This is a genomic window from Erythrobacter ramosus (assembly GCF_009828055.1).
Lineage (GTDB): Bacteria > Pseudomonadota > Alphaproteobacteria > Sphingomonadales > Sphingomonadaceae > Erythrobacter > Erythrobacter ramosus.
Genome location: NZ_WTYB01000003.1, coordinates 89642 through 115677 on the forward strand (window position 1 = coordinate 89642; position 26036 = coordinate 115677).

Sequence of the window (26036 nt, forward strand, 5' to 3'; positions counted from 1 at the left end):
AAGGCACGCTGGGGGCTGGCGCGAACTATTCGATAGCCTTTGTGGGCGGCCAGCTGACGATCACGCCGCGCCCGATTACGATCACGGCGGACAACGTGACGCGCGTCTATGGCAATGCCAACCCAGCGCTGACCTTCACGCTTGGCGGGGCGGAGCTGGTGAACGGCGACCAGCTGAGCGGCGCGCTGACGACCACCGCTGGCGCGACCACCGGGGTCGGCAATGTCGCGATTACGCAAGGCACGCTGGGGGCTGGCGCGAACTATTCGGCGAGCTTCACCAATGGCCAGCTGACGATCACGCCGCGCCCGATCGCTGTGACGGCGGACAGCATCTCCCGCATCTATGGCAATGCCAACCCGGCGCTGACCTTCACGGTCGGCGATTTGGGGCTTGTGAACGGCGATCAGCTGACGGGCGCGCTGTCGACCACGGCTGACGTGACCACCGGCATCGGCAACATCGCGATCACGCAGGGCACTTTGGGTGCCAGCTCCAACTATTCCCTGAGCTTTATCGGCGGCCAGCTGACCATCACGCCGCGCCCGATTCAGATCACGGCGGACAACGTGACGCGCATCTATGGCAATGCCAACCCAGCGCTGACCTTCACGCTTGGCGGGTCGGGTCTGGTGAACGGCGACCAGCTGAGCGGCGCGCTGGCGACCACGGCTGGCGTCACCACCGGGGTCGGCAATGTCGCCATCACGCAAGGCACACTGACGGCCGGCGCGAATTACGCGGTGAGCTTCACCAATGGCCAGCTGACGATCACACCGCGCCCGATCACCATCCGGGCGGATGACAAGGACAAGCTGGTTGGCGAGCCTGATCCGCTGTTCACCTTCACCATCGGCGGGAATGGCCTCGTCAAAAATGACCGGCTGACCGGCAGCCTCTCGCGCGATCCCGGAGAGACCCGCGGCATCTTCGTCATCCGGCAAGGCACGCTTGTGGCCGGACCGAACTACATCACCACCTTCGAGCCCGGGGCGCTGACGATCATTGTCCCGCCAACCCCGCTCGCGCTCAACAACCCCACCCTGCTGGAGCCCCTGAACCTCATTGGCGAACCCCTGCCTGCCTTCAGCGCCGAGGAAGAGGACGCCCGCTTCGGCATCGACTTCCCGCAGCGCGCCGATGCGGCGTTGATCTCGGAGGACGAGATGCTCGATGAACCGGTGACCAGCGGCGGCGATGCCTCGCTCTATGGCGGCGGCCAGACACCCCCGACGGGAGGGAAGTGACATGACCCAGTCCAAGGACAAGGCACGCTTCATTCTGCCCGCGCTGGTGGCACTCGCCATGATGGGGGCTTTGCCAGCCAGCCAGACGACCGCGCGTGAGCCAGGCACGGCCAGCCTCAGCCTGCGGGACACCTTCCCGATCGGCTCCAACGGTTTGTGCGAAGCGCAAATCCTCGCCCCCGAGCCGGGCGCTGGGCTGTTTGACCGGCGTTATTCAGTGATCTGTCGCGATGCCGCCGCGCCGGTTGGTACGCTGTGGGTGGTGAAAACGGGCAGCGCCGTACCCGCACCCGCGCGCTTTGCGGGAGCGGATGCGCGCTGCACCGATGGCGTCGGCGATGCAGGCGCCGTGACGGGAATAGCTACTGCGCAACGCTTCTCCTGCGCCAAGGACAGCAGCGTCTTGCGCAACGATCTGTTGATCGGCAACCGCGGCGGGCGCACCTATGCGGCCAGCGGATTGACGGCCTATGCCAAGGCGCTCGAACTCGGCATGGCATCATTGGTGAGCGATACGGTGGTGCCCGGCATCGTCGAAATCCCGCTCACCAGCACCACTGACGCGGTCGCCTTTGCGCGCCAGCAGGCCGAAGCGATTGCAGCGGACCAAGCACTGATCGAAGCCTACCGCCGCAGCAACGCCGGAGAATTTGCCGAAGCAGCGGAATTTTTCGCGGCATCTTCGGCCGCGCTGGCCGGGCCGGGCGCCGCCGAAGCGCGCCTTAATGAAGCGCTGCAACAATCCAATCTCGGCAATTTCGCCGAAAGCCGCCGCCGTTTTGCCGACCTGCGCAGCGTCAGCGCGACCAGCCCGGTGCTGGCTCGCCTGCAACGCAACTACGAAGCGATGGACGCGCTCAACCAGCGGCAGTCGGCGCGCGCGCTCGCGCTGCTCGATGCGCCGCTGCCGATCGAATTCGCCGATAACGAAGCGCTTGCCAGCCTCCAGATCGGGCCTGCGCTGGCGGGTCAGCTGGCCAGCGAAAGCGGGCGGATTACTGGTGAATACGCGCTGAGCCTGACCCCGTTGGAACGCGCGCAGCTGCTCGATGGGCAGCACGCCTATCTCAAGGCCACGGTGCTGCGGCAAATGGGCCGGGCCGAGGACGCCGCGGGCTTCTTGCGCACGGCCGAAGCGATCTTTGGCGATGTGCGCGGCGGACGCGTGGTGTCGATCATGTGGCTGCGAGCGCAGGTGCTGGGTGAGCTTGCCGACCTTGCCGAACGCTCCGGCAAGCAGGGGGAGGCGGAGCGGCTGCACCAGCAGGGGATCACCTTGCTCGAAGCGACCTATCCCGGCTCGCCCGCGTTGGGGACCGCCCGTGCGCAGCTGGCTGGGCTTTATGCGCGTAGCGGTCGCCGTGACGAGGCGCTTACGCTGTACCGCACGATCATCGCCGATGCCGATGGCCGGGCCATGCCGTCGCTCCGCAGCTTGCTGACGCCCTATTTCGGGCTGCTGATCGACGAGGGCCGCGGCAATGCGAGCGCAGCGGGCGATCTGTTCGCCGCCAGCCAGTTGCTCCAGCGCCCCGGCCTTGCGCAGACCCAGGCTGCTTTGGCGCGCGAGCTTTCAGGCGGGAGTGACGAAGCCTCGCAAATGTTCCGCACCGCCACCAATCTCGGCCGCGGGATCGAACAGCTGCGCACCTTGCTGCTCGAACTGGAGACCATACCTGAACCAGACGCTGCCCAGACGGCGCTGATCGCCGAGAGGGCTGCGCGGCTGGAACTGTTGCGGCAGCAGCAGGCTGAAGTGCTGGATAAGCTCGCCGCCTTTCCGCGCTATCGGGCCGTCACCGAACAGGCGATCACGCTGACCGACCTGCAAGCCACGCTCACCGAGGGCGAGGCCTATGTGAAGCTCGCGACACTCGAGAGCGATGCTTATGTCATTTACGCCACCCGCGATGCTGCGATGGCCTGGCGGGCCGATGCCACCCCGGCGCAGCTCGACAGGCTGGTGAGCCAGATCCGTGAGAGCATCGCGGTGGTCGAAGGCGGGCAGGTGCTGACCTATCCTTTCGATATCGTGCGCGCGCGTGAGCTTTACGTTCGCCTGTTCACCCCGGTCGCAGACGAACTGCCCAAGGCCCGCCACATCGTGTTCGAGCCCGATGGCGCGCTGCTCAAACTGCCGATCAACCTGCTGGTCACCGATGATGCCAGCGTTGCGGCCTATCAGGCGCGGATGAGACAGAAGGGCGCCGACGAATATGACCTGCGCGGCACCAAGTGGCTTGGGCGCACCACCCAGATCAGCACCTCGGTGGCCGCTTCGGCGTTCCGCGATGTGCGGGCGGCACCGCCTTCGGATGGCAAGCGCGCCTATCTCGGGCTGGGCGAAAACGCACCGATCGGCACTTCCACGCCCGGCGCGGCACGCACCCGTGCTGCTATGGAGGCGGGCGAGAAGTGCCTGTGGTCGCCCAATATCTGGGCCAATCCGATCAAGGCCGACGAACTGCGCGGCGCAGCGGCCCGCTTTGGCGAGGGCGCTCGGGTCCTGACCGGCGCTGCCTTCACGGACAACGCGATTGCCGCTCTGCCTGACCTGTCCGAATATCGCATTCTGCACTTTGCCACCCACGGCCTGGTCACCGCGCCGCAGCCGCAATGTCCGCCGCGCCCGGCGCTGCTGACCAGCTTCGATAGCGAGGAAGGTTCGGACGGGCTGCTGAGCTTCGCCGAGATATTCGGCCTGCGCATCGATGCCGACCTTGTAATCCTTTCGGCCTGTGACACCGCTGGCAGCGCGACGGTGGGCGCGACCCGCGAGGCCGGCGTCACCGGCGGCGGCGAGTTCGCGCTTGATGGGCTGGTGCGCGCTTTCGTGGGTGCAGGCGGGCGGACCGTGCTGGCGAGCCATTGGCCAGTGCCCGACGATTTCAACGCGACTGGACGCCTGATTGCGGGCCTGTTTGCCGAGGACGGCCGCGCCACAGCCGAAGCGCTTAAGGCCTCGCAGGAAGCGCTGATGGACGATGCCGAGACCTCGCACCCGTTCTACTGGTCGGCCTTTGCCGTGGTGGGCGACGGCGCGGCCAAGCTGGCGCGTTGAGGCGCTGCTGTTGCAATGAACAACAGCGCTGCCGGTGCCGCTGGCTCTGCCTTGCGCCTCGGTTGGCTGGCGCGCGGTTGGCGCAACGTGCGCGAAGCGGGTGGAATGCAGCTGGCTTTGACCGTCATGCTTCTGTGCGTGGCGCTGTTCATCGCGCGCTATAGCTGGGTTCTGCCCGATGGTTCCGAGCCCACCCCGCTCACCAGCGAAGCTGAGCGCGCGTTTTATGATCTCAGGGCCTATTATTCCGCCGACCTGGTCGAGGAAGACAAGCGGGTGGTGCTTGTCGTCTATACCGACCAGACCCTGATCGCCGCACGTAAACGCTCGCCGCTCGACCGGGGCCTGCTCGCCAAGACGCTGCGCACGCTCGACACCTTCGAACCCAAGGCGATCGGGATCGACATCCTGTTCGATCAGCCGCAGGACGAGGACGAGGAGCTGATCGCCACACTGCGCGGGATGAAGACCCCGGTCGCGGTCGCCTATGCCGCCAAGGCGACCAACCCGGACGATATCGAATTCGAACAGCAACAATATCTCGAAGCGTTCATGGCGCGGCTGAAGGGGAGCAAGGCGCGCCCGGCGAGCATTCGGCTCGACAACACATTCGGGGCAACCAGGCTGTGGCCCGATATCCGCGAGGGTCTGCCGCCGCTGCTCGGTCGCGTGATGCTGGCCGATGCCGGCGAGCCTGCCACCGCCTTTGCCGATTACGAAGGCGCGATCGATTACCGGCGGCCCAAGTTCCAGGATTCGGTGCTGTTCCCCCCGGCCCAGATCGATCTCTTCGTCGATCCCGACCCGGAGATCCTGCCCTTCCTCAAGGAGCAATATGCCGGCAAATACATCCTGATCGGCGGCGATATCGTCGACTACGACCGGGTCGAGACGACCTTCACCTCGATCAACGGCGAAGTGCCCCCAGGGATCTCCGTCCATGCCGAGATCATCGCCCAGATGCTCGATGACCGCGTTCTCACCCCGATCCCGACTTGGGTGCTTTGGGCCATGGCGGTTCTGGTGATTATAGTCGCGGTTTTGACCGCATTGCTCGAATGGCCCGCGCGGCGGCTTGCGCTGTTTGGCGTCGCGCAGCTCGTGATTTTTCAGGGAGTGCCGGTGCTGTTGCAGGTTCGCAATGTTGATACATACGGTTTGCCGGTCGTCGGGTGGTTGATCGGGTGGATCATTGTCTTCACCGCCGTTACCACCGCCGCGCGTGCATCAGGCGCGGTGCAGCGCAATTTCGCCACGGGAGCGCTCGGCAAATACATCCCGCGCGACATCGCCTTGGCGATCATCGACAAGCCCGAATTGTTGTCATTGGGCGGCGAAAAGCGCGAGATTTTCGTGCTGTTCAGCGATCTGGAAGGCTTCACCAAGATGAGCCACGCGATTGAGCCGGAAATGGTGGCAAAGCTGCTCAACCGCTATCTTGATCTGCTGAGCCAAGTGGTGCTCGACCATGGCGGCGTGATCGATAAGTTCGTAGGCGATGCGGTGGTGGCCTTCTGGGGCGCGCCGATCAGCCGTCCGGATGATGGCACGCGCGCGGCGCGCGCGGGCTATGCGATGTGGCAAGCGGGAGAGGCGTTTCGGCGTGAGGTGGCAGCGATGGACGCCAGCCTGCCTCCCATCGGCAAAACCCGCGTGGGCCTGCATTTCGGCGAGGCGGTGATCGGGAACTTTGGCGGCGCGACCCGCATCCAGTATACTGCGCTTGGCGACTCAATGAACACGGCTGCGCGGCTCGAAGCGGCCAACAAGGCGCTCGATTCAGCGGTGATGGCCAGCCGCGAATTCGCCGAGGCTTCGGGGCTCGACTGGTGGCGGCCGATGGGGCGGGTGCAATTGCGCGGGCGGGCGCGGGCAGTGGATCTGTTTGAACCCGCGCCCGATTTCCCGGCCGAAGATCGCGCTGAGCTGGCCGAGGCTTGCAAGCTCGTCGCAACGGACCGCGCAACCGCGCTGCGATTGGCGCAGCAGGTGGCCGCGCGCCACCCTAACGATACAGCGCTCAGCAATCTTGCCCGGCGTATGGAAGCAATGGACGAGGGAGGAACCTATGTTCTCGGATAACATCAAATCGCGGCTGACAGCGCTCGCTTTGGCGGGCGCGGCGCTGGCGCTGCCGGTTGCGGCGATGGCCGGGGTGGTGGTGAAGTCCACCGGACCTTCCTCGACCAAGTACCCGGTTGGCACCAAGGTCGATGACAATGCCTCGATCACGCTGAAGGCGGGGGATGTGATCACCGTGCTCACCGCAGACGGCACGCGCGTTATCAAGGGTGCCGGCACCTTCCGCGTGGGCGACCGTCCGCAGGTGGCTACGGACCGCTTCGCCTCCCTCACCCGCAAGCGCGCCGCCACCCGCGTGCGAACCGGGGCCGTGCGCGGCGAGACTGACGAGAACCCAACCAATCCCAGCCTCTGGTATGTCGACGTCACCCGTTCGGGCACGATCTGCCTTTACGACCTCGCCACCGTGCGCCTGTGGCGGCCCGGCACGCCCGGCACCAGCACCTACCGGATGTTCAACCGCGAGAACGGTGCAGCTGTCGATGTCACTTTCGACGACACGGTGATGATCGCCGCACTCGATCCGGCGCGCCTACCTATCGTGGAGGGCGCGCCCTACACCATCACCGGGCCGGACAACGCCACCAGCGCGCAGATCGATTTCGTGTTGCTGCCCGAAGATTACGAGGCGCCCGATGCGCTCGCCGAAGCGCTGATCGCCAAGGGCTGCACGTTGCAGCTCGAAGCGCTGGCCTCCAGCCTTGACGCGTCGGCCGAAGCCAACGGGGGCTGAAACCGCATTGCCTGTTGCATCCCGGCCCCAAGCTTGGGACAAGGGGCAGGGGTCGGCCATACGGGGGAATCGGTAGGCGGACGATCAAACCTGACGCAGGGTTACAAGCATCGCGTGGGGGCGGGGTGCTAGCCTGTTATGGTTTAGGGCAATCCGGCTCTCGGGCATCTCGGGGGGGATGGGATGAGGCGATTTTGGGCGGATGTGATCACAGGCCTAGCGCAGCGGCGTGGAGCCTTGCGCGTCGCGGCGGTGGTGGCATTGGCCGCGCTCTACCCAGCCTCTGGCGCTATCGGTAACGGAACATTCGAAGGCGTCGCCAGCTGCGCCGGATCCACCTGCCACGGCCGGGCCGAAGGCAATGGCGCGGTTGTCCGGCAGGACGAGATCGCGACTTGGCAGGAACCTTCATCCCCCAGCGGCGCCCATTCCCGCGCCTATGCCGTGCTCGGCGGCCGGCGCGGCCAGCAGATCGCAGCGAGCCTCGGGCTAGGTAACGCGCAATCGGCCCCGGCGTGCCTCGGATGCCATTCCACCAACGTTCCCGCCGGCCAGCGCGGTGCGAAGTTCACTGTGACCGACGGGGTCGGGTGCGAAAGCTGCCACGGGCCTTCGGGCGGAACATGGCTGGCAGAGCACTATGCGCTGCCCGCCACCCACGCCTCGAACGTCGCGGCCGGACTCACGCCGCTCGACAATCCCAAGGCGCGGGCCAATGTCTGCCTCGATTGCCATTACGGATCATCGAAGCCGGGTCAGTTCGTCACCCATGCGATGATGGCGGCGGGCCACCCGCGCATCTCATTCGAGCTCGATCTGTTCAGCGCCCTGCAGCAGCACCATAATATCGACGGCGACTACACCGCACGAAAGGCTACGCCCAATTCGGTGCGGTTCTGGGCGGTGGGGCAGGCCGAAGCGGTGCGCCGCGCGACCAGCCTCTTCACGCAGCCCAAATTCGCATACGAGGGCGCCTTCCCGCAGTTCTATTTCTACGATTGCCATTCGTGCCACCGGACGATCACCGATGGTCCGCAGCGCAAGCTCACCTTCGAGACCAATCCCGCGCGGCCGATCCCGTTCGGCAACCCGCCGTTCAATGATGAAAACATGATCATGCTACAGGCGGTCGCAGGCGCGCTGGTGCCGGGTGAGGCGGCGAAGTTCCAGAGCGCTGCGCGCGGCTTCCATGCGGCGATGGGGCAGGGGCCGGGCGAGGCGCTTGCCGCTGCGCAGGCATTGTCAATGCATGCGGGGGTCTTGGCCGATGCATTGTCGGGTCGTGCCTATGCCGATGCGGACGCATTCAAGGTGATCGCGATCATCGCAGGCGAGGCGACGGCGCCGCGCTTCACCGACTATGCCGGATCGGTGCAGGCGGTGATGGCGGTCGATACGCTGCTGAATGCGCTGGTGCGCGAAGGCCGGCTGACGCAGGGCGCAGCTGCGGGCATCCGCGGCGATATCGCCCGGGCATACAAGGCGGTGGAAGAACCCAATGCCTATCGCCCCGCCGATTTTCGCGCCGCGCTCAAATCGGCCAGCGGCGCGATTGGCAGGCTGCAATAACCATGCGCAAGGGGGGGACATTCTGGGTTGCGGCAAGCGCCTTGGTGCTCGCCTCCTGCGGGGGCGGGGGCAGCAGTTCGGGTGGAGGCGGTGCAACCGGCGGCGGGCCAGCACCGACACCCACGCCGCCGCCTGCCGGACAGGTGTTTTCCGTCCCTGCCGCCGAAAGTCTCACCAGCGCGGAGGTCGGCACGATCATCGCCCAAGCCGCCGCCGAGGCACGGGCGCGCGGCGTCGCGGCGACCATTGCGGTGACGGACCGGGTAGGCAATGTCCTCGGCGTCTTCGCCATGCCGGGAGCCGCACCCACCGCGCGCATTCCGTCAGCGCCCGATGGCAGCAATCAGGACGCGCAGGGGCTCACCATCCCCAGCGCAGGCGCCGCAATCGCCAAGGCGATCACGGGCGCCTATCTTTCGAGCGGCGGGAACGCCTTCTCCAGCCGCACGGCGAGCTTCATCGTGCAGGAGCATTTCCCGCCCGCGCCGACCACCGCAGGCCTTGAAAGCGGCCCGCTGTTCGGGGTGCAGTTCAGCCAACTGCCCTGTTCCGACCTCGCCGCGCGGGCGAGCGACGGGTTCATCGGCCCAAAGCGTTCACCCTTGGGCCTCGCGGCCGACCCCGGGGGCTTCCCGCTCTACCAGAACGGCGTGGTGGTCGGCGGCATCGGGGTGATTGCGGACGGCAGCTACAGCTTCGATCCCAACGTGCTCGATCGTGATCCAGATGTGGACGAGGCGATTGCGCTCGCCGGAACGGTGGGGTTCGAAGCTCCGATCAGCATCCGCGCCGATCGCATCACCGCCGATGGCACATCGCTGCGCTATACCGACGTCGAATACTCGCAGATCAGCAATGTCGCGGGCGCCAGCTTTACCGGGACGGCCGGCGCGCTGGTACCGGTGACCGGCTATTACATGGGAACGGCGCTGCTGGCGGGCGCGGCCTATGGCAGTGAGGCTTCGGGCGTGCGCGCGTCGACTGCGGCGGAGTTTGCCAACCGCGATGCCTTCGTGCTCTCCAACGGCGCGGGGGCGAGCCGTTTTCCGGTGCGCGGCGGAACGGATGCGGGCGATGTGGCGAGCCCGCTCACCGCCGCCGAAGCGCGGGTGATCCTTGACGAAGCCTTCACCGTGATGAGCCGCGCGCGGGCGCAGATCCGTCAGCCGCTCGATAGCCGCGCGCAGGTGACGATCAGTCTGGTCGACACGCGGGGCCAGGTGCTGGGCCTTGTCCGGTCACCCGATGCGCCGATCTTCGGGATCGATGTGAGCTTGCAGAAGGCCCGCACCGCCAATTTCTTCTCGGGCGCGTTCGCCGCCAATGAATTGCTGGCGGCAGGCGGTGAGGTGCCACAGTTCGTTGCCCGGACGCGCGCGTTCCTCGGCGATCCCACGGCGCTGACTGGCGGCTTTGCCTTCTCCGATCGGGCGGGCGGCAACCTGTCGCGGCCCTATTTCCCCGATGGCGAGGTGGGCCAGCCCAACGGCCCGTTGTCGCGCCCGATTGCGCGGTTTAACCCGTTCTCGACCGGACTGCAAAGCGCGTTGATCGTCGGCAATCTGGCGCAGCATCTCGCCTTCGTTACCGGAGCCAGCGCGCAGGATACGCCGCGTAGCTGCACCAGCCTGCCGCAGGTGACGGCGGGCGCGACGCGGCTCGACAATGGCATCCAGATTTTCCCCGGTGCAGTCCCGGTCTATCGCGGCAATGTGCTGGTCGGCGGGATCGGGGTGTCGGGCGATGGGATCGATCAGGACGACATGATCAGCTTCCTCGGCCTCAACAACGGCGCACTGCGGGCCAGTGGCGGCCTCAACAACGCGCCGAATGCCATTCGCGCGGACCGGATCGTGGTCGCGGTGGGCTCTCGGCAAGTGCGGCTGCGCTACGTCAATTGTCCCTTTGCGCCGTTCCTCGATACGGCCGCGCAGAACGTGTGCGAGGGGCTGTAGATGAGCTGGCTGCTCCCTGCGCTGCTGCTGCTCCAGGCGAGCCCGCCGCCAGACGAGGTGCAGGCGCAGCCCGCGCCGCCCGGCGAAGAAGCGTCACAGGACTGGGAACAGGACATCCCCCCGGTCGACCCCGCGATTATCGATGGCCGCCAGCGCCCCGGCTATACCGCCCCGCTGCCCGAGCGGATCGAGCAGAATAACGAAGGCGCCATCCGCGCGCCGCCGCCCAGCGCCTTTCCGACCGACCAACTGCCCATCCCCGATCGCTGGCGACTGATCGAGAGCCTTGGGCTGGTCAAAGAGAACCTGCTCGATCCCTACAACCAGAACACCTACAAGGGCGACCGGCCGATCAATCGCGCCAAGGTGCCGTGGCTGCCGATCAAGGAGGATGACTGGTTCTTCGTCGCGAACCTCATCAGCGATAGCGTCTACGAACCGCGCACCTTCCCTATTCCCGTCGGCGTACAGACCACCGAAGACCCGGACCGTAACGACGTGTTCGGGAACGATTTCAGCCAGGTCTTCAGCCAGACCTTCATCGCCGGGTTCGCGCTGCTGAAGGGGTCGACCACCTTCAAGCCGCCGAGCATCGAATACCGAGTCACGCTGGCTTACAACGTCAACTATGTCGATGTGCCCGAACGGCGCGTGCTGTTTGTCGAACCGTCGCGACCCTCGCACCGGCTCGACCATTTCCTCGGGGTGCAGGAAGCCTTCGTCGATTACCACTTCAGCCAGTTCGACAATGACCGGTTCGACTTCATCTCGATCCGGGCAGGCATCCAGCCGTTCCAGTCGGATTTCCGCGGCTTCCTGTTCAATGATCAGCAATTGGGCGTGCGCCTGTTCGGATCGCGCGACAATAATCGCTTCCAGTTCAACCTCGGCGCGTTCTGGCGGCTGGAGAAGGACACCAATTCCGGCCTCAATGCGATCCTGCGCAGCCCGCGTGACGATTTCGTGTTCGTCGCCAATGCCTACCGGCAGGACTTCCTGATCCCGGCACTGACGAGCCAGATCACCGTGGTCTACAACATGAACCGCGAGGCTGACGACATCCAGATCGACACCAACGGCTTCCCGGTGCGCCCGGCGCTGCTCGGCACGCTGCGGGGCCGGGAATATGACGCAGTCTATCTCGGCTACAATGTCGATGGGCGGCTGGGCCGGGTGAACCTCACCGGCAGTTTCTATTGGGCGCTGGGCGAGGATCGGAACAGCTTCTTCACCGACCGCCCCGCCAACATCAACGCGCAATTCGCCGCTGTCGAAGCGAGTTACGACCGCAACTGGATGCGCTTCCGCCTGTCTGCCGCCTATGCCAGCGGGGATTCTGATCCCTATGACGACACCGAGGGCGGGTTCGATGCGATCTTCGAAAACCCGGTGTTTGCGGGCGCGGATACGTCTTACTGGATCCGCCAGACGATCCCCTTTGCAGGCGGTGGCCGGGCGGTCAGCATCAACGGGCGCAACGGCCTGCTGAATTCGCTGCGCTCCTCGAAGGAGCAGGGGCAGAGCAATTTCAACAACCCCGGCCTGATCCTCGCTGGCATCGGCGCGGATTTCGATCTGACGCCGCAGTTTCGCCTGTCGGCCAATGCCAACCACTTGTGGTTCGAGAACACCGCGACGCTGCAAGTGCTGCGCAACGAAGGCTCAATCCCGCGCGAGATCGGCTTTGACCTCTCCGCCGCCGCGATCTGGCGGCCCAAGGCCAATCAGAACCTCGTCTTCCGCCTGTCTGCCGCGACCTTGGTCGCAGGCGACGGCTTCAAGGACCTGTTCACCGCGCGCGGCGGCGGCGGACAGGAGTTTGTTTCGATCCTCGCCAACGTGGTGCTGACCTACTGATGTTGAAGCTTGGCCAATCTCTCACCCGACACTTCGCGCTGCTGGCAGCGGCGCTGGTGCTTGCCGTCTCGCTGTTCGCAGGCACGGGCATCGCGGCGGACAAGGAAAAGCCGGTCAAGCGCGACTACACCGCCGTCTTCGCGCCGCCCGCACCGCAGCGTCAGTCGGTCGCCGAGATGGAAGCTAAGTCCGAAGGCTGCAACACCTGCCACGTCAAGACCGACGCGCCGACCATGCACGTCTCGCCCGCGGTACGGCTGGGCTGCACCGATTGCCACGGCGGCAACCCCAAGGTGCGCGGCAATTCCGAGCTTCCGCACGATCACCCCGATTACGTCGCCGCCCGCGACACCGCCCACGTGCTGCCGACATATCCCGACAGCTGGCACTTCCCGTCCTCGGCCAACCCGAAGCGGTCCTACGCCTTGCTCAACAAGGAAGCGCCGGAGTTCGTGAAGTTCGTGAACCCCTCCGACTACCGCGTCGCGCGCGAGGCCTGCGGATCGTGCCACATTCAGTCGATCGAGGCGGCCGAACGATCCATCATGGCGTCAGGCGCGATGCTGTGGGGCGGGGCGAGCTACAATAACGGGATTCTGCCGTTCAAGAATTACCTGCTGGGCGAGGCCTACACCCGCGATGGGTTGCCCGCGAAGATCACCTCGCCCGGCGCGGGTCCAGGGGGCGTGTTGTCGGAAGATCAAGTCGCACGCGGCGTCTTGGCCGAGATGTATCCGCTCCCCACCTGGCAGGTGATCCCGCCGGGCGATGTGTTCCGCGTGTTCGAACGCGGCGGGCGCACGATCAATTCGCAGTTCCCCGAGATTGGCCTGCCCAATCCATCCGGCGCGATCCAGCGGCTGGAGGAACCCGGACGGCCAGACTTGAAGCAGTCCAATCGCGGCCCCGGCACCGGGCTTCGGGTGGCCATCCCGGCGCTCAACATTCACAAGACCCGTCTCAATGATCCCTTCACCTGGTTCCTCGGGACCAATGACCAGCCCGGCGATTACCGCCATTCGGGCTGCGCAAGCTGCCATGTGGTCTACGCCAATGACCGCGAACCGCGGCACTCGCTGATCTATGCGCAATATGGGCGGGACGGGCAGACGATCACCGCCGATCCGACCATCGCGGAAAAGATCGAGCACGCGGCAGCAGGCCATGACGAGAAGACTAGCGGTCACGGTGCGCTGAAGCAGCCGGGCCATGACGATCACGATCACGAAGCGGCTCCGGGCAAGCGCGCTGACGACGGGCTGACGGTCGGTGGGCAGTTGAAGGAGAAGGGCCACCCGCTCCAGCACGTCTTCACCCGCGCAATCCCGACCAGCCAGTGCATGAACTGCCACATGCACCAGCCCAACATCTTCCTGAACTCGTTCCTCGGCTACACCATGTGGGATTACGAAAGCGACGCGCCCTCGATGTGGCCCGAAAAGCAGAAATACCCCACCGCCGAGGAAGTGCGCGCGATCAATGACCGCAATCCCGAAGCCGCCGCCGCGCGCGGCAAATGGGGCGACATTGAATTCGTGCGCAACGTCTATGACCTCAACCCGAAGCTCAAGGACACCCAGTTCGCCGATTATCACGGCCACGGCTGGAACTTCCGTGCCATCTTCAAGCGCGACCGCGAAGGCAATCTGCTCGATGCGGAGGGCAAGATCGTTGACCCCGACGATCCGGAGAAGTGGCGCAAGGAAGGCGAAGGCAAGTTTGTCCCCGCTGGTGTGAACCCGGGCAAGGCCGTCCACATGATGGACATCCACGCCGAAGTCGGCCTGCAATGCGCCGATTGCCATTTCGAACAGGACAGCCACGGCAATGGCCTGATCTATGGCGAGGTCGCCAACGCGATCGAGATCACCTGCAAGGACTGCCACGGCACGCCCGATGCCTATCCCACCCTGCGCACCAGCGGCCCCGCTGCGCCGCCCGAAGGTCATGACCTCAGCTTGCTACGCAACCCCGATGGCAAGCGCCGGTTCGAATGGCTGGAGGGGGCAGACGGTAGGCGAAAGCTGATCCAGCGGTCCATCGTCGATCCCAAGCTCGAATGGGAGATGAGCCTCGTCAAGGACTCGGTCGATCCCGCGACCCCGCTGTTCAACGCCAAGGCGGCGCGGGCGAAGCTGGTCAGCCGCTATGGCGCGGAGACCGGCAATTTCGAATTCGGCACCGGCATTGGGATCGACGACCGCGCGCACCGCGATCCCGAAATGGCGTGCTTCACCTGCCACCTATCGTGGACGACCTCGTGCGGCGGGTGTCACCTTCCCATCGAGGCCAACTGGAAGACCAAATCGCACCGCTATGAAGGCGGCGAGACGCGCAATTTCGCGACCTACAATCCACAGGTCGCGCGCGACGAGATGTTCCAGCTCGGCAAGCACCAGACCACCAAGGGCAATCAGGTTGCGCCGGTGCGGTCATCCTCGGCGCTGGTGCTGTCGTCGACCAACATCAACCGCGAACGGATCTATGTGCAGCAGCCACCGATTTCGGCCATCGGCTTCTCCAGCCAAGCCTTCGCGCCGCACTTCCCGCACACCGTGCGCAAGACCGAGACCAAGACCTGCACCGATTGCCACCTGTCGGCCAAGGACGACAACAACGCGATCATGGCGCAGCTTTTCCTGCTGGGCACCAACTACGTCAACTTCGTCGGGCTGAATGCCTGGACCGGCCTTGAAGGTGGCTTCCAAGCCACCCGCGTCACCGAATATGACGAGCCGCAAGCGGTGATCGGGTCCTACCTCCACCGCTATGCCTATCCTGATTGGTGGGGGCTGCACGTCGACCAGAACGGGCGCGAGCTGAAGAACTGGGTGCGCGGCAAGACCTTCGACGCCAAGATGAGCGGCGAGACCCAGCCGCTTGAGGAATTCGTCAACGTTCACGAAGGCACCAGCGACCGCGTCGGCTGCCTGCAACTGCGCGGCGAATATATGTTCGTCGCCAGCGGCAAGGGCGGGTTCACCGCCTATGACGTGGCGAGCATCGCCAACAAGGGCACCTCGGAACGCATCCTGAAGGGTCCGTTCTCGGCGCTGGGGCATGACACCAACGTCAAGACTACCAACGCCACCTGTATGGCGCTGCCCACAAATCAGCCGATCGCCCCGACCCGCAGCACGCCCGAAATGCGCGTGATCAATCAGGAACAAGCCTTCCTGCCGATCTATAACTATGCGGTCGTCACCGATGCGGTCGAGGGCCTGATCCTCGTCAACGTCAACACGCTGGCGGAAGGCGAATTCCGCAACAACAAGCTGACCCGCAAGGTGTTCACCGACGGCTCGGACGCGTGGAACCCCGGCGGCGTGCTGACCGGGGCGCGGCATATCGTGCTGGCGGGCGAGGTTGCCTTCATCACGGCGGACAAGGGGCTGGTGGTGGTCGATCTCGCCAATCCCGACGCGCCCAAGGTTGCAGCCGTGCGTGAGCTTCGCGATGCGCGCGCTTCGGCAGTGCAGTTCCGCTACCTCTGGGTCACGGACGCGGACGGGGTGAAGCTGTTCGACATCACCTCGCTGCGCGCGCCGGTGGCGGTGCCGGAGGGCACCGTGCCGCTCGCCGATGCGCGGCGGATGTATATCGCGCGCACCTACGCCTACGTCGCCGCGAAAGGTGAGGGTCTGGTGATCCTCGACGTGAAGAACCCGCGCAGCCCCCGGATTTTCCAGAAGGTGACGCTGGACGGGACTTTGAATGATGCCGAGGATGTGATCGTCGGCACCACCAACGCCTCGCTGTTCGCCTACGTGGCGGACGGGCGGAACGGGATGAAGGTGTTGCAACTCACCAGCCCGGACAGCCAGCGCAATTTCTACGGCTTCAGCCCCGCACCGGTGCCGCAGATGATTGCGTGGGCCAAGACACCCAGCCCTGCGATTGCGCTCTCCAAGGGCCTCGATCGTGACCGTGCGGTGGACGAGACCGGCGGGCAGATGGCGGTGTTCGGGCGCTTGGGCTCGCGGCCTTTCACCCGGCCCGAGATGGAGCGGCTGTTCATGACCCGCTCCGGCGTGCCGTGGAAGGTCAGCGATGATGTCGACATGAAGCGCTGGGTTGGGGTGGCACCGCGCGGGCCGCAGCGGGCGGCAGTGGGGAAGTAGGGCCACCCCCCGCCCCGGGCCTGACCCGGGGTCCAGCTCTCTTTCTCGGCGATGTTGAGTGAGAAGAACAGCGGGGCCCCGGGTCAAGCCCGGGGCGGGGGAGAGAACTAATCCCGCTCCGCAAACATGCCCTCGATCATCGGTTGCAGGCCAGCATGGAACCGCGCCAGCACCTCCCAATCGCCCACGCGCTCATAGTGCGACACCAACCGCACCCCGTCCCAGCGGTGGAGCGCATAGGTCGGCGGCTCGGTGGTGATGAGCTCCCGGTTGTCGGGCACGTCCTTGTCGATCGGGTTCAGATCCATCGCCACCAGCGGCGCGACCGACGGCGTCACGCCGAGCGGGATACCCGCGACCTGCGTGGTGATCTGGCGGTGCAGGTGCCCGCAATGGATCGCCTGCACCTGATGCTGTCCCTCCAGCACCTCGCGCAACCGGATGATCCACGGCTCGTCCGGCGCGGGGTCCATCCAGTCGATCCCGGCGACCACCGGCGGGTGGTGCATGAAGATCAGCGTCGGCGTGTCGGGAGCTTCGGCAAGCCGCGCGGCCAGCCATTCGGCGCGCGCTTCGCAGAAGGCCCCGCCGTGGCGGCCGTCCTCCAGCGTATCGAGGCAGATGATGCGCAGGCCCAGTGGCGCTTCGACCACATAATGCAGAAACCCGCCTTCAGCCGGAGCGACCTGCGGAAAAGCGCTGAGAAGGCCAGCGCGGCTATCGTGATTGCCGACCAGCGGGATGATCGGGCAGGGGCAGTCCTTCAGCAGCTCTGCCGTCTTGGCGAAGCTCTCCAGATCGCCATGATCGGTAATGTCGCCTGATAGCACCAGCAGATCGGGCCGGTTGGGGCCATTGAGCAGCCGCGCCAAAGTCGCGCGGAAGCGGATAAGGTTCAGCTCCTCAGGCCGTTCGTCAGGGGCAAAGCCGACGTGAATGTCGGTCATTTGTGCGATCAGCACAGCACGCCCGGAGGAAGGGGCCGCCCCGCTCATGGCTTTTGTCTCGCGGTGGCCAAAACCGCCGCAACCTTGGTTTTGGCAGGCGAAGGAGCGGCTTGGGGCCGCGGCTTGTAATGCGGCGCGGGGCCTTTGGGCGACCGCAAACCTTGCCATTGCCCGGCAGGCAGGTGATAGGCGTGGCACATCGCGCAATCGCTCGGCACGATCTTTTTGGTCTTCACTGCGGTCGCTCCGAGGTGACAATCTCGGCAGCTCTTCAGGTCCGGGATCAGCAGATCGCTCGCCACCTTGGAGGTGTCCGCCGCGTGGCAATCGGTGCACTTCTCGCGCTTGTGCGCTTCGTGGTTGAAATAGCCGCTGGAGAGGAAGCGGTCGGGCAGGTTGACCGGGAACAGATCGGCCTGCCCGGTCGGGCCGCGGGTCGGCAGGTGACATTCGGTACAGACCCCGCCCGCCGACAACGCGTTTGACAGCCCGATATAGGCGCGCACCGGGCGGCCGAAATCCGCGCGATAGGGTGAGGCGCTGCCGATCTGGCCGGGCCGCTGGCGGGCCGGGCCGACGCGCGCGCGCGGGCCGGACGAAACCCGGGCGAGATCCTCAGCCAGATCCTTGATATCGCCGTGGCGCAGCTTGCTGAAGCCGCCCGCCGCCGTGCGTCCGGAGACCAGACTGTGGCAGCCCTCGCAGGAGTCCTCCATCTTCACCTCCTTGAACGACAATCGGTCGGATGTCAGGATATGACAATCCTTGCATTCCAAGGGCTTACCATATTGTGAAAGGCTTACCGCCATACGCGCCGCGCCGCCGCGGGCGTTCATGTGGACATCGTGCGGGAAGACGAGGCCGGAGCGTTCGACCGGCTTTGCCCCCGGCGCCGCACGCACAGGCTTGGCCGCGCCGAAGCTGGCGAAATAGACCGGACGGAACTGCGGGTGGCCCTTGCCGAAGTCATGCGCGTTCGCCAGCGCCGTATCGGTCAGTCTGGTGTCGAGTTTATTGTGGCAGTCCGAACAGAACGCCTCACCACCGGCGGGCTGGCGCTTGGGGCCTTCATGTTCGGAATGGCACGCAACGCAGCCCAGCGGGCCTTCCTTGCCGAAGCCTTCCGCGATCCGCCATTGGAGCGCGTCGCCCGGCGACAGTGCGGGGCTGCCTTTGGCAAGGCGCGGCATCGGGGCGTGATCGCCGGTGTCCTTGTGGCAAGAGATGCAGGTTTCATCCTGTACGCTCTCGAAGGCATCGACGTGGCAGCTTTCGCAGTTATCCTTGAGGCTGTGGTGCTTCAGCGACAATTCGCCGCTCGTCCACGCGCTGTCCATCAGCACGGTGCCGGGGGTCTTGCCCGTGGGGTCTGGCTTGGCGGGCGAGCGCAGCAGATGGCTGGCGACCGGCACCAGCAGGAGCAATAGCAGGATCGCGCTCGCGAACGCCCAGCTCATCGCGCGCTTGGACGGCAACACGCTGGCGAGCGCAAAGCCGCGCAGGGCGTCGCCTTTGCCTTCATCGGCCACAACCTGCCGGATGGTGATAATCGTCCGCCCATCCGCTTCGCTGGCAACCGCAAACCGCGCTGCGCCGAGTGAAATCTCTCCCCCGGTGCGCGGGTCGATGGTTCCTTCCGTGACCACCCGGCCATCGAGCGCGAAGCCCAGCGTGCCTAGCGCGGCGACCGCCAGCGTCCCATCGCCTTGCAAGTCGATCCGCACATGGTTCTGCTCGACCGCCAGATCGGGCAGGTGGATGTCGTTTTCGGCGGCGCGGCCGATGGTGAGGCTGTTCTGATCGACCACCCGGTCGCGGATGATCTCGCGCCCGGCGGCGGTGAAATCGATGGTGCGGATCAGGAACGCCATGCCGCCTGCCCCCTCACCAATAGTAGAACACGGAGATCACATGCGCGGTCAGCGCGGCGATCAGGGCGATGGTGAGCGGGATGTGGATGAACAGCCAGATTTCCAGCATCGCCCGAATGCGGAGCGCCCCGCGGATCTGGGCCAGCTGATCGCGCCGCCGTTCCAGTAGCGCGGCCACCCGCGTGGTGGCATCCGAACCGCCGCCCATGCCGTTCAAGGCGCGCGCGGTGGCACACCCCGAATAGCTCCCCGTCATCCGCGCGAGTGGGCCGCCGTAGAACACATTTTGGCCAAGGGCTGCGATCACCAGATCGGCCTCGGACCGGCCCAAGGGCTGGGCGGCGCTCTCCAATTGCCGATCAATCGCGGTCAGCGCGTCCAGCATCTGCGCGCGGGTCATTTCCTTACGGTTGGCGCTGAGGCTGGCGGGCAGGGTCGCATAGACCACCACGCCGTAAATCCCCGTCGCAATCACCAGCAGCATCAGCACATAGGCGAGCGTGTGAACGTTCCAGCCGACCTGGAAGCCTGTGTGCAGCGTCCCCACCACCACCAACGACAGGCCGAGATAGACGTGCGCGGAGGTCCATGCCTTGAGGCTCCATGCCCCCGGATTGATCCGCCGCTTCCTCACACCCAACAACGACAGCCATAGGATCAGCCCCACCCCGATGGTGCCGAGCGTGTAGCCGTACCACGTGCCGCCGTTGGGGCGCGGCTCCTGATCAATCAAGACATAGCCTGCGATACTCGCCGCGCTGAGCGCCAGCGCGATCCACAGCCAGCGGAAGCCGCGATGCTTGAGGAAGCTGACATGATCGGAATCGCGCCGCTTCTCGTCCTGCGAGAACCGTCCCGTGCCACCTTTCTCTTGGGCCGCCTTCGTCGCCATTACTCGGCGTCCTCGGTCAGCTTGGTGAAGGTCAGGAACTTGTCGGGGCTGACGCGGATCGCGGCGCCCGTCGGGCAGGCGCGAACGCAGGCGGGGCCGCCGTCGATGCCGGAACACATATCGCACTTGATCGCCTGCTTGGGCTTGGCCGGGCCTTCCTTCTCGGCCGCCTTCTTGCGCCAGCTAGAGGACGCCTCTCCCGGGCCAGGGCCTTTGCCGAACAGCATCCACTGGAGGAGGCTCGGCTTCTTGGGCGGCTTGGCGTCCATGCGGATCACGCCGTAGGGGCAGTTCCTTTGGCAATTGCCGCAGCCGATGCAGGTTTCATCGATGAACACTTCGCCGTCCGGGCCGCGCTTGATCGCGTTGGGCGGGCAATCGGCCATGCAGTGTGGGTGTTCGCAGTGGCGGCATGATGTCGGTACGTGGAGGTGGGCGTAGGTCTTGCCCGCCTCCCGGTCCAAGCGCGACAGGCCGTCATGGCTGTCGGCGCAGGCCTTCTCGCAATTGTCGCAGCCGATGCACAGCTTCTCGTCGATCAGCAGCACGTCGGTCGCCTCACCGATGCCGTTGTCGACGAGGAACTGCGCGGTCTTGGAATAGAGATCGACCGCGCCGGAAAAGCTGTCTTTCTGCCCTTCGATAAAGGCGTTGGTGGCGCGGCGGGTGGCCATGTCGGTCATCGCCCGCTCGCGCAGCTTGGGGTTGTGCGCCAGCAATTCGAGGAAGCCTTCGCCCGGCAGGCGGATCACTTCGGACTTGATCGCGGCCTTGACCGTCGCGGTGCGAGCGCTCCCGTCGATCACCGCCATCTCGCCGAAATATGAGCCTGCGGGGAGGTAGGACAGGAACACCGGCCGGTCGCCGATCTGCTTTTCGACGATCATCGAGCCGCGGCGGATGATGAAGACGTCCTTGTCGTCCGCGCCTTCGGTGACCACCACCTCGCCTGCGCGCTTTTCGATCACCTGCGCCGCATCGACCAGCGGGGCGACATCCTCGCGGGTTAAGCCCGATCCGAACATCTGGAGCAATTGCCGCTCGATCGAGATACGCTGAATCTCCGCCTTGGCCGAGGGCACCTGCGATTGCAGCTTGAGCGCGGCGAGGCGCGAAATTTCGACCACGATAGTGTCTTCCGCCGCGCGGATCGTGGCACCCCGACGGCGGCCCGAAATCAGGCCGACTTCCCCGAAGATCGAGCCTGCCTCAATCGGGATTGTCACCGAAGGATCAGCCGGATTGACCTCGACCGCGACCGATCCGCTGGCAATCCCGAACAGCGATGATCCGGGGGCATTGCGCTCGAAAATCACCTCGCCGGGAGCGAAGAACTTCGCCTCGCTGTCGAGCATGAATTCGCGCATCTGCAAGGGGTTCATGCCGTTGAGGATCGACACATTGGTGCGCAGGAATTCGAGCCATTCGTCCGTGCTGCGATTGCCGGGAAGCCCTGCAAACTTGGCGGCGATGATCGGCTCGTCCGCAGGCTTCAGCGCGGTGTTGCCGTTGATGAATTCGATGACATCGTGGCCTTGGTTCATGCAGTGTTTGATCAGCGGATAGCCCGCCAGCGCACCGATCACGAAGATACCCGGCGCGGTGCTTTCGAACACCGGGGAGAGCTTGGGAAAGGCGCTGCGGTCATCGCTCGAAAATTCGATGCCGCATTCCTCGACGAAGGCGCGCGGCGGGGCGGAGCCGATGCGGGCGATGATCCGGTCACACGGGATGCGGATTTCGCCATCGCGGGTGGTTAGTGTGATGAACCCCGGTTCGATCGACTTGGTCTCGCTCTCGGTACGGATCATCAGCTTGCCGGCTTCGTGGTCGGCGTTCAGCGCCTTGACGTTGGCGTCCTTGGCGGTCGGAAACTCCGTGCCGCGATTGAGGATAGAGACCGTGTTGCGCTGCGCCGGGTCTTCGGCGAGGCCGCGCGCATTCTCGATCCCGGCATCCCCGGTGCCGACGATGATGATGTGCTCGTCGACATACTCGGCCGGGTCATCCAGCTGGTACTGGACGTGCGGCAAGTCCGCTCCGGGACAGCGCATCCGGTTGGGATTGCCCTGCGTGCCGATGGCGAGGATGATGTTTTCCGCCATCACCACCTCGCCGTTCGTCAGCTCAATCGCATAGGGCGGAGCGTGGCGCTGAATCTCGCGCACGGACTTGGTACCGTCCCGCGCGCGGGTGACGAGTTGCTGGACGCTTCCCGGGATCGCTGCGCCAGTGCCGCGGATCGCCTTCGCTTCGGCGTGGTACTTCACATTGACCTTGTGGCCCGCGATCTGCTCGTCCCACAACCCGAGGATCACCTCGCGCTTGCCCGCTTCGAAATCGATGTCGCTGCGCAGCACCAGATTGCTGGGCGTCGCCATGACGTGCTTGCCCTTCTGGTATTTGTAGATCGTGTCCGAGAGGTGGTCGGTCTTTTCGAGCAGCACATGGCTCAGCCCGAGGGCCGCTGCACGCGCGGCTGCGCTTAGCCCGGCAGGGCCAGACCCGATGATCGCGACTGTGTAAACATCGCCCACCTATCCTCCCCCTTGGATAGCGCGCACCCCGAGAGGCACCATACCCAAAACGGTCCCTGACACCAGAGCGAATTGCCCCGCTCGGCCACTGGTGCTAGCCGCTTTGCCATGGCGTCAGACACACAACAGGCAGCGGGCGGAGCGTCCAAGGCAGGCTGGGTTCTGCTGGGAGCGGCATTGCTGCTGGCGGCAGGCTCGATCGGGTTCAATGTGTACCAGGGATCGGGGGGCGAGAACGCGCCTGCGGCCCCGGCGGACGGGACCGCCACGATCGAACAATTGCGCGCTGCGGCTGAGGCATCGAAAGACGACGCCGGGCCGTGGGGCGACCTGGCCTTCGCCTATTTCGGGCAGGGCCAATATGCCGAGGCCGCCGCCGCCTATCGCCGCGCCTTGCAGATCGCCCCGAATGAAGCGGTGCTGTGGTCGGCGTTGGGCGAGACGCTGGTGCTGGCGAGCGAGCGCGATCCGTTGCCGGCCGAGGCTTTGGCCGCGTTCCAGAAAGCGGTCGCGCTGGACGCCACCGATCCGCGCGCGCGGTATTTCCTCGCGGCGAAAAAGGATCTCGACAAGGATCATGAAGGCGCGCTGGCCGCGTGGCTCGATCTGCTCGCCGATAGCCCTCCCGGTGCGCCGTGGGAGACCGATCTGGTGCGGACCATCGAACAGGTCGGCAAGATGAACAGCATCGACGTCTCCGCCCGCATCGCCAAGGCGCAAGCGGCGCGCAAGCCCGCGCTGCTGGCGCCGGGATCGGGCAGCGTCGCGGGTGAAGCGGCGTCACCCGCCTTACGCGGCCCAAGCGCGGCGGATGTCGCGGCGGCAGGCGCGATGAAGCCTAGCGAACAGCGAACCATGGCCGAAGGCATGGTCGCGCAGCTCGAAGCGCGGCTTCAGAGCGAGCCGAAGAATGTCGACGGCTGGGTGATGCTGATGCGCAGCCGCATGACGCTGGGCGAACCGGCCAAGGCCAAGGCCGCGCTGGAAGCGGCGGTGAAGGCGAACCCCGGCGCTGCGGCGGATTTGCGCGCGCAGGCAGCGGGGCTGGGGGTGAAGTAGCCAGCCCGCTCGCCCTGGGCCTGTCGAAGGGCCTGACAGCGGCATGGCGAAGTTGACAAAGTTGACACCCTGTCAAGCGCCGGATTTCAATATTTGTCGTATTAAATCAGATTTTTACGTTGAAGAATCGAAGTTGACACTCCGCCAGTTGCGGGGGGGGGAGGGTCGTGCGCCGGTGGGTGCGCGGGACAACGATGGGAAAGAGCCTGCCTTCTGTAGCGCCGCAAGCCTGTGTAGGAAATCGCGCTGGGCAGCTTTCGGGAAGGGGCGAGACTGGCACTCATGACCGGTGATGGGTGGGCGGCAGTCTTAGCCCTCTCCCCTTGCGGGAGAGGGTTGGGAGAGGGGTCCGGAGCGAAGCTCCGGCCCTGACCCCCTCTCAACTGCGACTAGGCAGCAAGCTGCCAAGTCTTCGTATCTCTCCCGCAAGGGGAGAGAAAAGCCTGGCCGCAACGGGTCGCCGACTGAATTTTCTGCTTTCGGTGGCATCGTGGCTCAAGTGGCCAAGCTGGATGTTAGGACGCCCTTCGCCGCCCCAGCCCGCATTCCCCCCTCCCCGGACTTGATCCGGGGCCCAGCTGCCTTCCATCGCGCGCCAACCCAAAGCAAGCGGGGTCCCGGGTCAAGCCCGGGAAGGCGGTATGAACCTGTGCGCCTTAAACCACCCCGAACGCCAGCATCGCATCAGCGACCTTCTTGAAGCCTGCGATGTTCGCGCCTTTCACGTAATCGATGTACCCGCCGCCCTGATCGCCGTAGCGGATGCAGGATTTGTGGATGCCGGCCATGATGTCTTTCAGCATCTGCTGAAGCTCGTCTTCCTTCCATGAGCGGCGTTCGGAATTCTGGCTCATTTCCAGACCCGAGACCGCAACCCCGCCTGCGTTCGACGCCTTGCCCGGCGCGTAGAGCAGCTTGGCGGCCTTGAAGATATGCACGCCGTCCAAGTCGGTCGGCATGTTCGCGCCTTCGGACACCGCGCGGCAGCCGTTCGCCACCAGCATTTTGGCATCCTCACCTAGCAATTCGTTCTGCGTGGCGCAGGGCAGGGCCATGTCGCAGGGCACGCCCCACGGGGTTTTGCCGGCGTGGAAGGTCGCCTTGGGGAAGGCCTCGACGTATTCTTCGATCCGCCCGCGGCGGTGGGTCTTGTGGGTTTTGACCCAGTCGATCTTGTCCTGCGTGATGCCGTCGGGATCGTGAATGAAGCCGCCGCTGTCGGACAGGGTGAGCACCTTTCCGCCCAATTGCACGATCTTCTCTGCCGCGTGGGTCGCCACGTTGCCCGAGCCCGAGATCACCGCCGTCTTGCCTTCAAGGTTCTCGCCCTTAGTCGCCAGCATATTCTCAAGGAAATAGACTGCGCCGTAACCCGTCGCCTCGGTGCGGATCAGGCTGCCGCCCCATTCCAGCCCCTTGCCGGTGAGCACCCCGGTGAAGTTGTTGGTGATGCGCTTGTACTGGCCGAACATGAAGCCGATCTCGCGCCCGCCCACGCCGATATCGCCCGCCGGAACGTCGATGTCGGCGCCGATGTGGCGGTAGAGTTCAGTCATGAAGCTTTGGCAGAAGCGCATGATCTCGCGCACGCTCTTGCCCTTGGGATTGAAGTTGGATCCGCCCTTGCCGCCGCCCATTGGCAGGCCGGTGAGCGCGTTCTTGAAGGTCTGTTCAAAGGCGAGGAACTTCAGCACGCTTTCGGTCACCGAAGGGTGGAAGCGGATGCCGCCCTTGTAGGGGCCGATGGCGTTGTTGTTCTGGACGCGCCAGCCGCGCTGCACGCGGATGTTGCCGGCATCATCTTCCCAGCACACCCGGAAGGACACCACGCGGTCGGGTTCGGCGATGCGGCGGAGGATCTGCTGGGAGTGATACTCCTCCTTGTCCTCCATGAATTCGAAGATGTCTTCGGCCACTTCCTGGACCGCTTGCACAAATTCCGGCTGGTGCGGATTGCGCTTCTTCACGCCCTCCATGAAGCCATTCAGGTCGACGTGATCGGTGACTGCCATGATATTCCCCCCCAGATATTGCGTGTATGCGCCCGATAGAGACTCCGCTTGTCGTTTTGCGGCAAACTATCAGGGCAAATTGCAATTCATGCA

14 protein-coding genes are annotated in these 26036 nt (G+C 65.2%); 9 read left to right on the forward strand and 5 right to left on the reverse strand.

The features are described 5' to 3' along the window. The 8 genes from GRI59_RS15680 to GRI59_RS13290 form a co-directional block, all read left to right on the forward strand. On the forward strand, positions 1 to 1247 hold a 1247-nt coding region (locus tag GRI59_RS15680), incomplete at its 5' end, for an MBG domain-containing protein (protein WP_272917032.1). Position 1248: 1 nt separating this feature from the next. Continuing rightward, positions 1249 to 4308 carry a CHAT domain-containing protein gene (locus GRI59_RS13260; RefSeq protein WP_160761724.1) on the forward strand — a complete coding sequence of 1020 codons (3060 nt, stop codon included), beginning with the start codon at positions 1249 to 1251 and terminating at the stop codon, positions 4306 to 4308. A gap of 15 nt (positions 4309 to 4323) precedes the next feature. Further along, entirely contained in the window at positions 4324 to 6390 is a 2067-nt protein-coding gene (locus GRI59_RS13265; RefSeq protein WP_160761725.1) for an adenylate/guanylate cyclase domain-containing protein, read from the forward strand. After that, positions 6377 to 7123 carry a hypothetical protein gene (locus GRI59_RS13270; protein ID WP_160761726.1) on the forward strand — a complete coding sequence of 249 codons (747 nt, stop codon included), beginning with the start codon at positions 6377 to 6379 and terminating at the stop codon, positions 7121 to 7123. Before GRI59_RS13265 ends, GRI59_RS13270 begins: the two co-directional genes overlap by 14 nt. Positions 7124 to 7306: 183 nt before the next feature. Beyond that, positions 7307 to 8692, forward strand: a complete 1386-nt coding sequence (locus tag GRI59_RS13275) for a multiheme c-type cytochrome (protein WP_160761727.1) — start codon at positions 7307 to 7309, stop codon at positions 8690 to 8692. Positions 8693 to 8694: 2 nt separating this feature from the next. Beyond that, entirely contained in the window at positions 8695 to 10647 is a 1953-nt protein-coding gene (locus GRI59_RS13280) for a heme-binding protein (protein WP_160761728.1), read from the forward strand. Then, complete coding sequence (locus GRI59_RS13285; RefSeq protein WP_160761729.1) at positions 10648 to 12504, forward strand: hypothetical protein; 1857 nt, start codon at positions 10648 to 10650, stop codon at positions 12502 to 12504. Next, entirely contained in the window at positions 12504 to 16625 is a 4122-nt protein-coding gene (locus GRI59_RS13290; protein WP_160761730.1) for an LVIVD repeat-containing protein, read from the forward strand. Before GRI59_RS13285 ends, GRI59_RS13290 begins: the two co-directional genes overlap by 1 nt. A 107-nt stretch (positions 16626 to 16732) precedes the next feature. Here the strand turns inward: GRI59_RS13290 and GRI59_RS13295 are convergent, their stop codons facing one another. Genes GRI59_RS13295 through GRI59_RS13310 form a run of 4 tightly spaced genes read right to left on the reverse strand, consistent with a single transcriptional unit; the run spans position 16733 to position 22872 of the window. Continuing rightward, positions 16733 to 17572, reverse strand: coding sequence for a metallophosphoesterase (locus GRI59_RS13295; protein WP_237440848.1), 840 nt, complete (start codon positions 17570 to 17572; stop codon positions 16733 to 16735). A gap of 44 nt (positions 17573 to 17616) precedes the next feature. Continuing rightward, entirely contained in the window at positions 17617 to 19443 is a 1827-nt protein-coding gene (locus GRI59_RS13300) for a cytochrome c3 family protein (RefSeq protein ID WP_160761731.1), read from the reverse strand. 13 nt (positions 19444 to 19456) lie between these two features. After that, positions 19457 to 20335, reverse strand: a complete 879-nt coding sequence (locus GRI59_RS13305) for a hypothetical protein (protein ID WP_160761732.1) — start codon at positions 20333 to 20335, stop codon at positions 19457 to 19459. Further along, positions 20335 to 22872: a cyclic nucleotide-binding domain-containing protein gene (locus GRI59_RS13310; RefSeq protein ID WP_160761733.1), complete on the reverse strand. Its 2538-nt coding sequence runs from the start codon at positions 22870 to 22872 to the stop codon at positions 20335 to 20337. Before GRI59_RS13310 ends, GRI59_RS13305 begins: the two co-directional genes overlap by 1 nt. Before the next feature lie 108 nt (positions 22873 to 22980). Here GRI59_RS13310 and GRI59_RS13315 point away from each other — a divergent pair, with 108 nt between their 5' ends. Continuing rightward, on the forward strand, positions 22981 to 23931 hold the full coding sequence (locus GRI59_RS13315) for a tetratricopeptide repeat protein (RefSeq protein ID WP_160761734.1): 951 nt from the start codon (positions 22981 to 22983) through the stop codon (positions 23929 to 23931). A 656-nt stretch (positions 23932 to 24587) separates the two neighbouring features. Here GRI59_RS13315 and gdhA read toward each other — a convergent pair. Further along, the gene (gene gdhA, locus GRI59_RS13320) at positions 24588 to 25943 is read right to left on the reverse strand and encodes an NADP-specific glutamate dehydrogenase (protein WP_160761735.1); all 1356 of its coding nucleotides are present in this window, start codon (positions 25941 to 25943) and stop codon (positions 24588 to 24590) included. Positions 25944 to 26036: the final 93 nt, after the last annotated feature.

What these genes read in the sequence shown, in the direction of transcription:
- gdhA (WP_160761735.1), bottom strand. Translation starts at nt 25,943, where the DNA reads ATGGCAGTCACCGATCACGTCGACCTGAATGGCTTCATGGAGGGCGTG.
- GRI59_RS13305 (WP_160761732.1), bottom strand. Translation starts at nt 20,335, where the DNA reads ATGGCGACGAAGGCGGCCCAAGAGAAAGGTGGCACGGGACGGTTCTCG.
- GRI59_RS13260 (WP_160761724.1), top strand. Translation starts at nt 1,249, where the DNA reads ATGACCCAGTCCAAGGACAAGGCACGCTTCATTCTGCCCGCGCTGGTG.
- GRI59_RS13315 (WP_160761734.1), top strand. Translation starts at nt 22,981, where the DNA reads ATGGCGTCAGACACACAACAGGCAGCGGGCGGAGCGTCCAAGGCAGGC.
- GRI59_RS13265 (WP_160761725.1), top strand. Translation starts at nt 4,324, where the DNA reads ATGAACAACAGCGCTGCCGGTGCCGCTGGCTCTGCCTTGCGCCTCGGT.
- GRI59_RS13280 (WP_160761728.1), top strand. Translation starts at nt 8,695, where the DNA reads ATGCGCAAGGGGGGGACATTCTGGGTTGCGGCAAGCGCCTTGGTGCTC.
- GRI59_RS13285 (WP_160761729.1), top strand. Translation starts at nt 10,648, where the DNA reads ATGAGCTGGCTGCTCCCTGCGCTGCTGCTGCTCCAGGCGAGCCCGCCG.
- GRI59_RS13295 (WP_237440848.1), bottom strand. Translation starts at nt 17,572, where the DNA reads ATGACCGACATTCACGTCGGCTTTGCCCCTGACGAACGGCCTGAGGAG.
- GRI59_RS13290 (WP_160761730.1), top strand. Translation starts at nt 12,504, where the DNA reads ATGTTGAAGCTTGGCCAATCTCTCACCCGACACTTCGCGCTGCTGGCA.
- GRI59_RS13270 (WP_160761726.1), top strand. Translation starts at nt 6,377, where the DNA reads ATGTTCTCGGATAACATCAAATCGCGGCTGACAGCGCTCGCTTTGGCG.
- GRI59_RS13300 (WP_160761731.1), bottom strand. Translation starts at nt 19,443, where the DNA reads ATGGCGTTCCTGATCCGCACCATCGATTTCACCGCCGCCGGGCGCGAG.
- GRI59_RS13275 (WP_160761727.1), top strand. Translation starts at nt 7,307, where the DNA reads ATGAGGCGATTTTGGGCGGATGTGATCACAGGCCTAGCGCAGCGGCGT.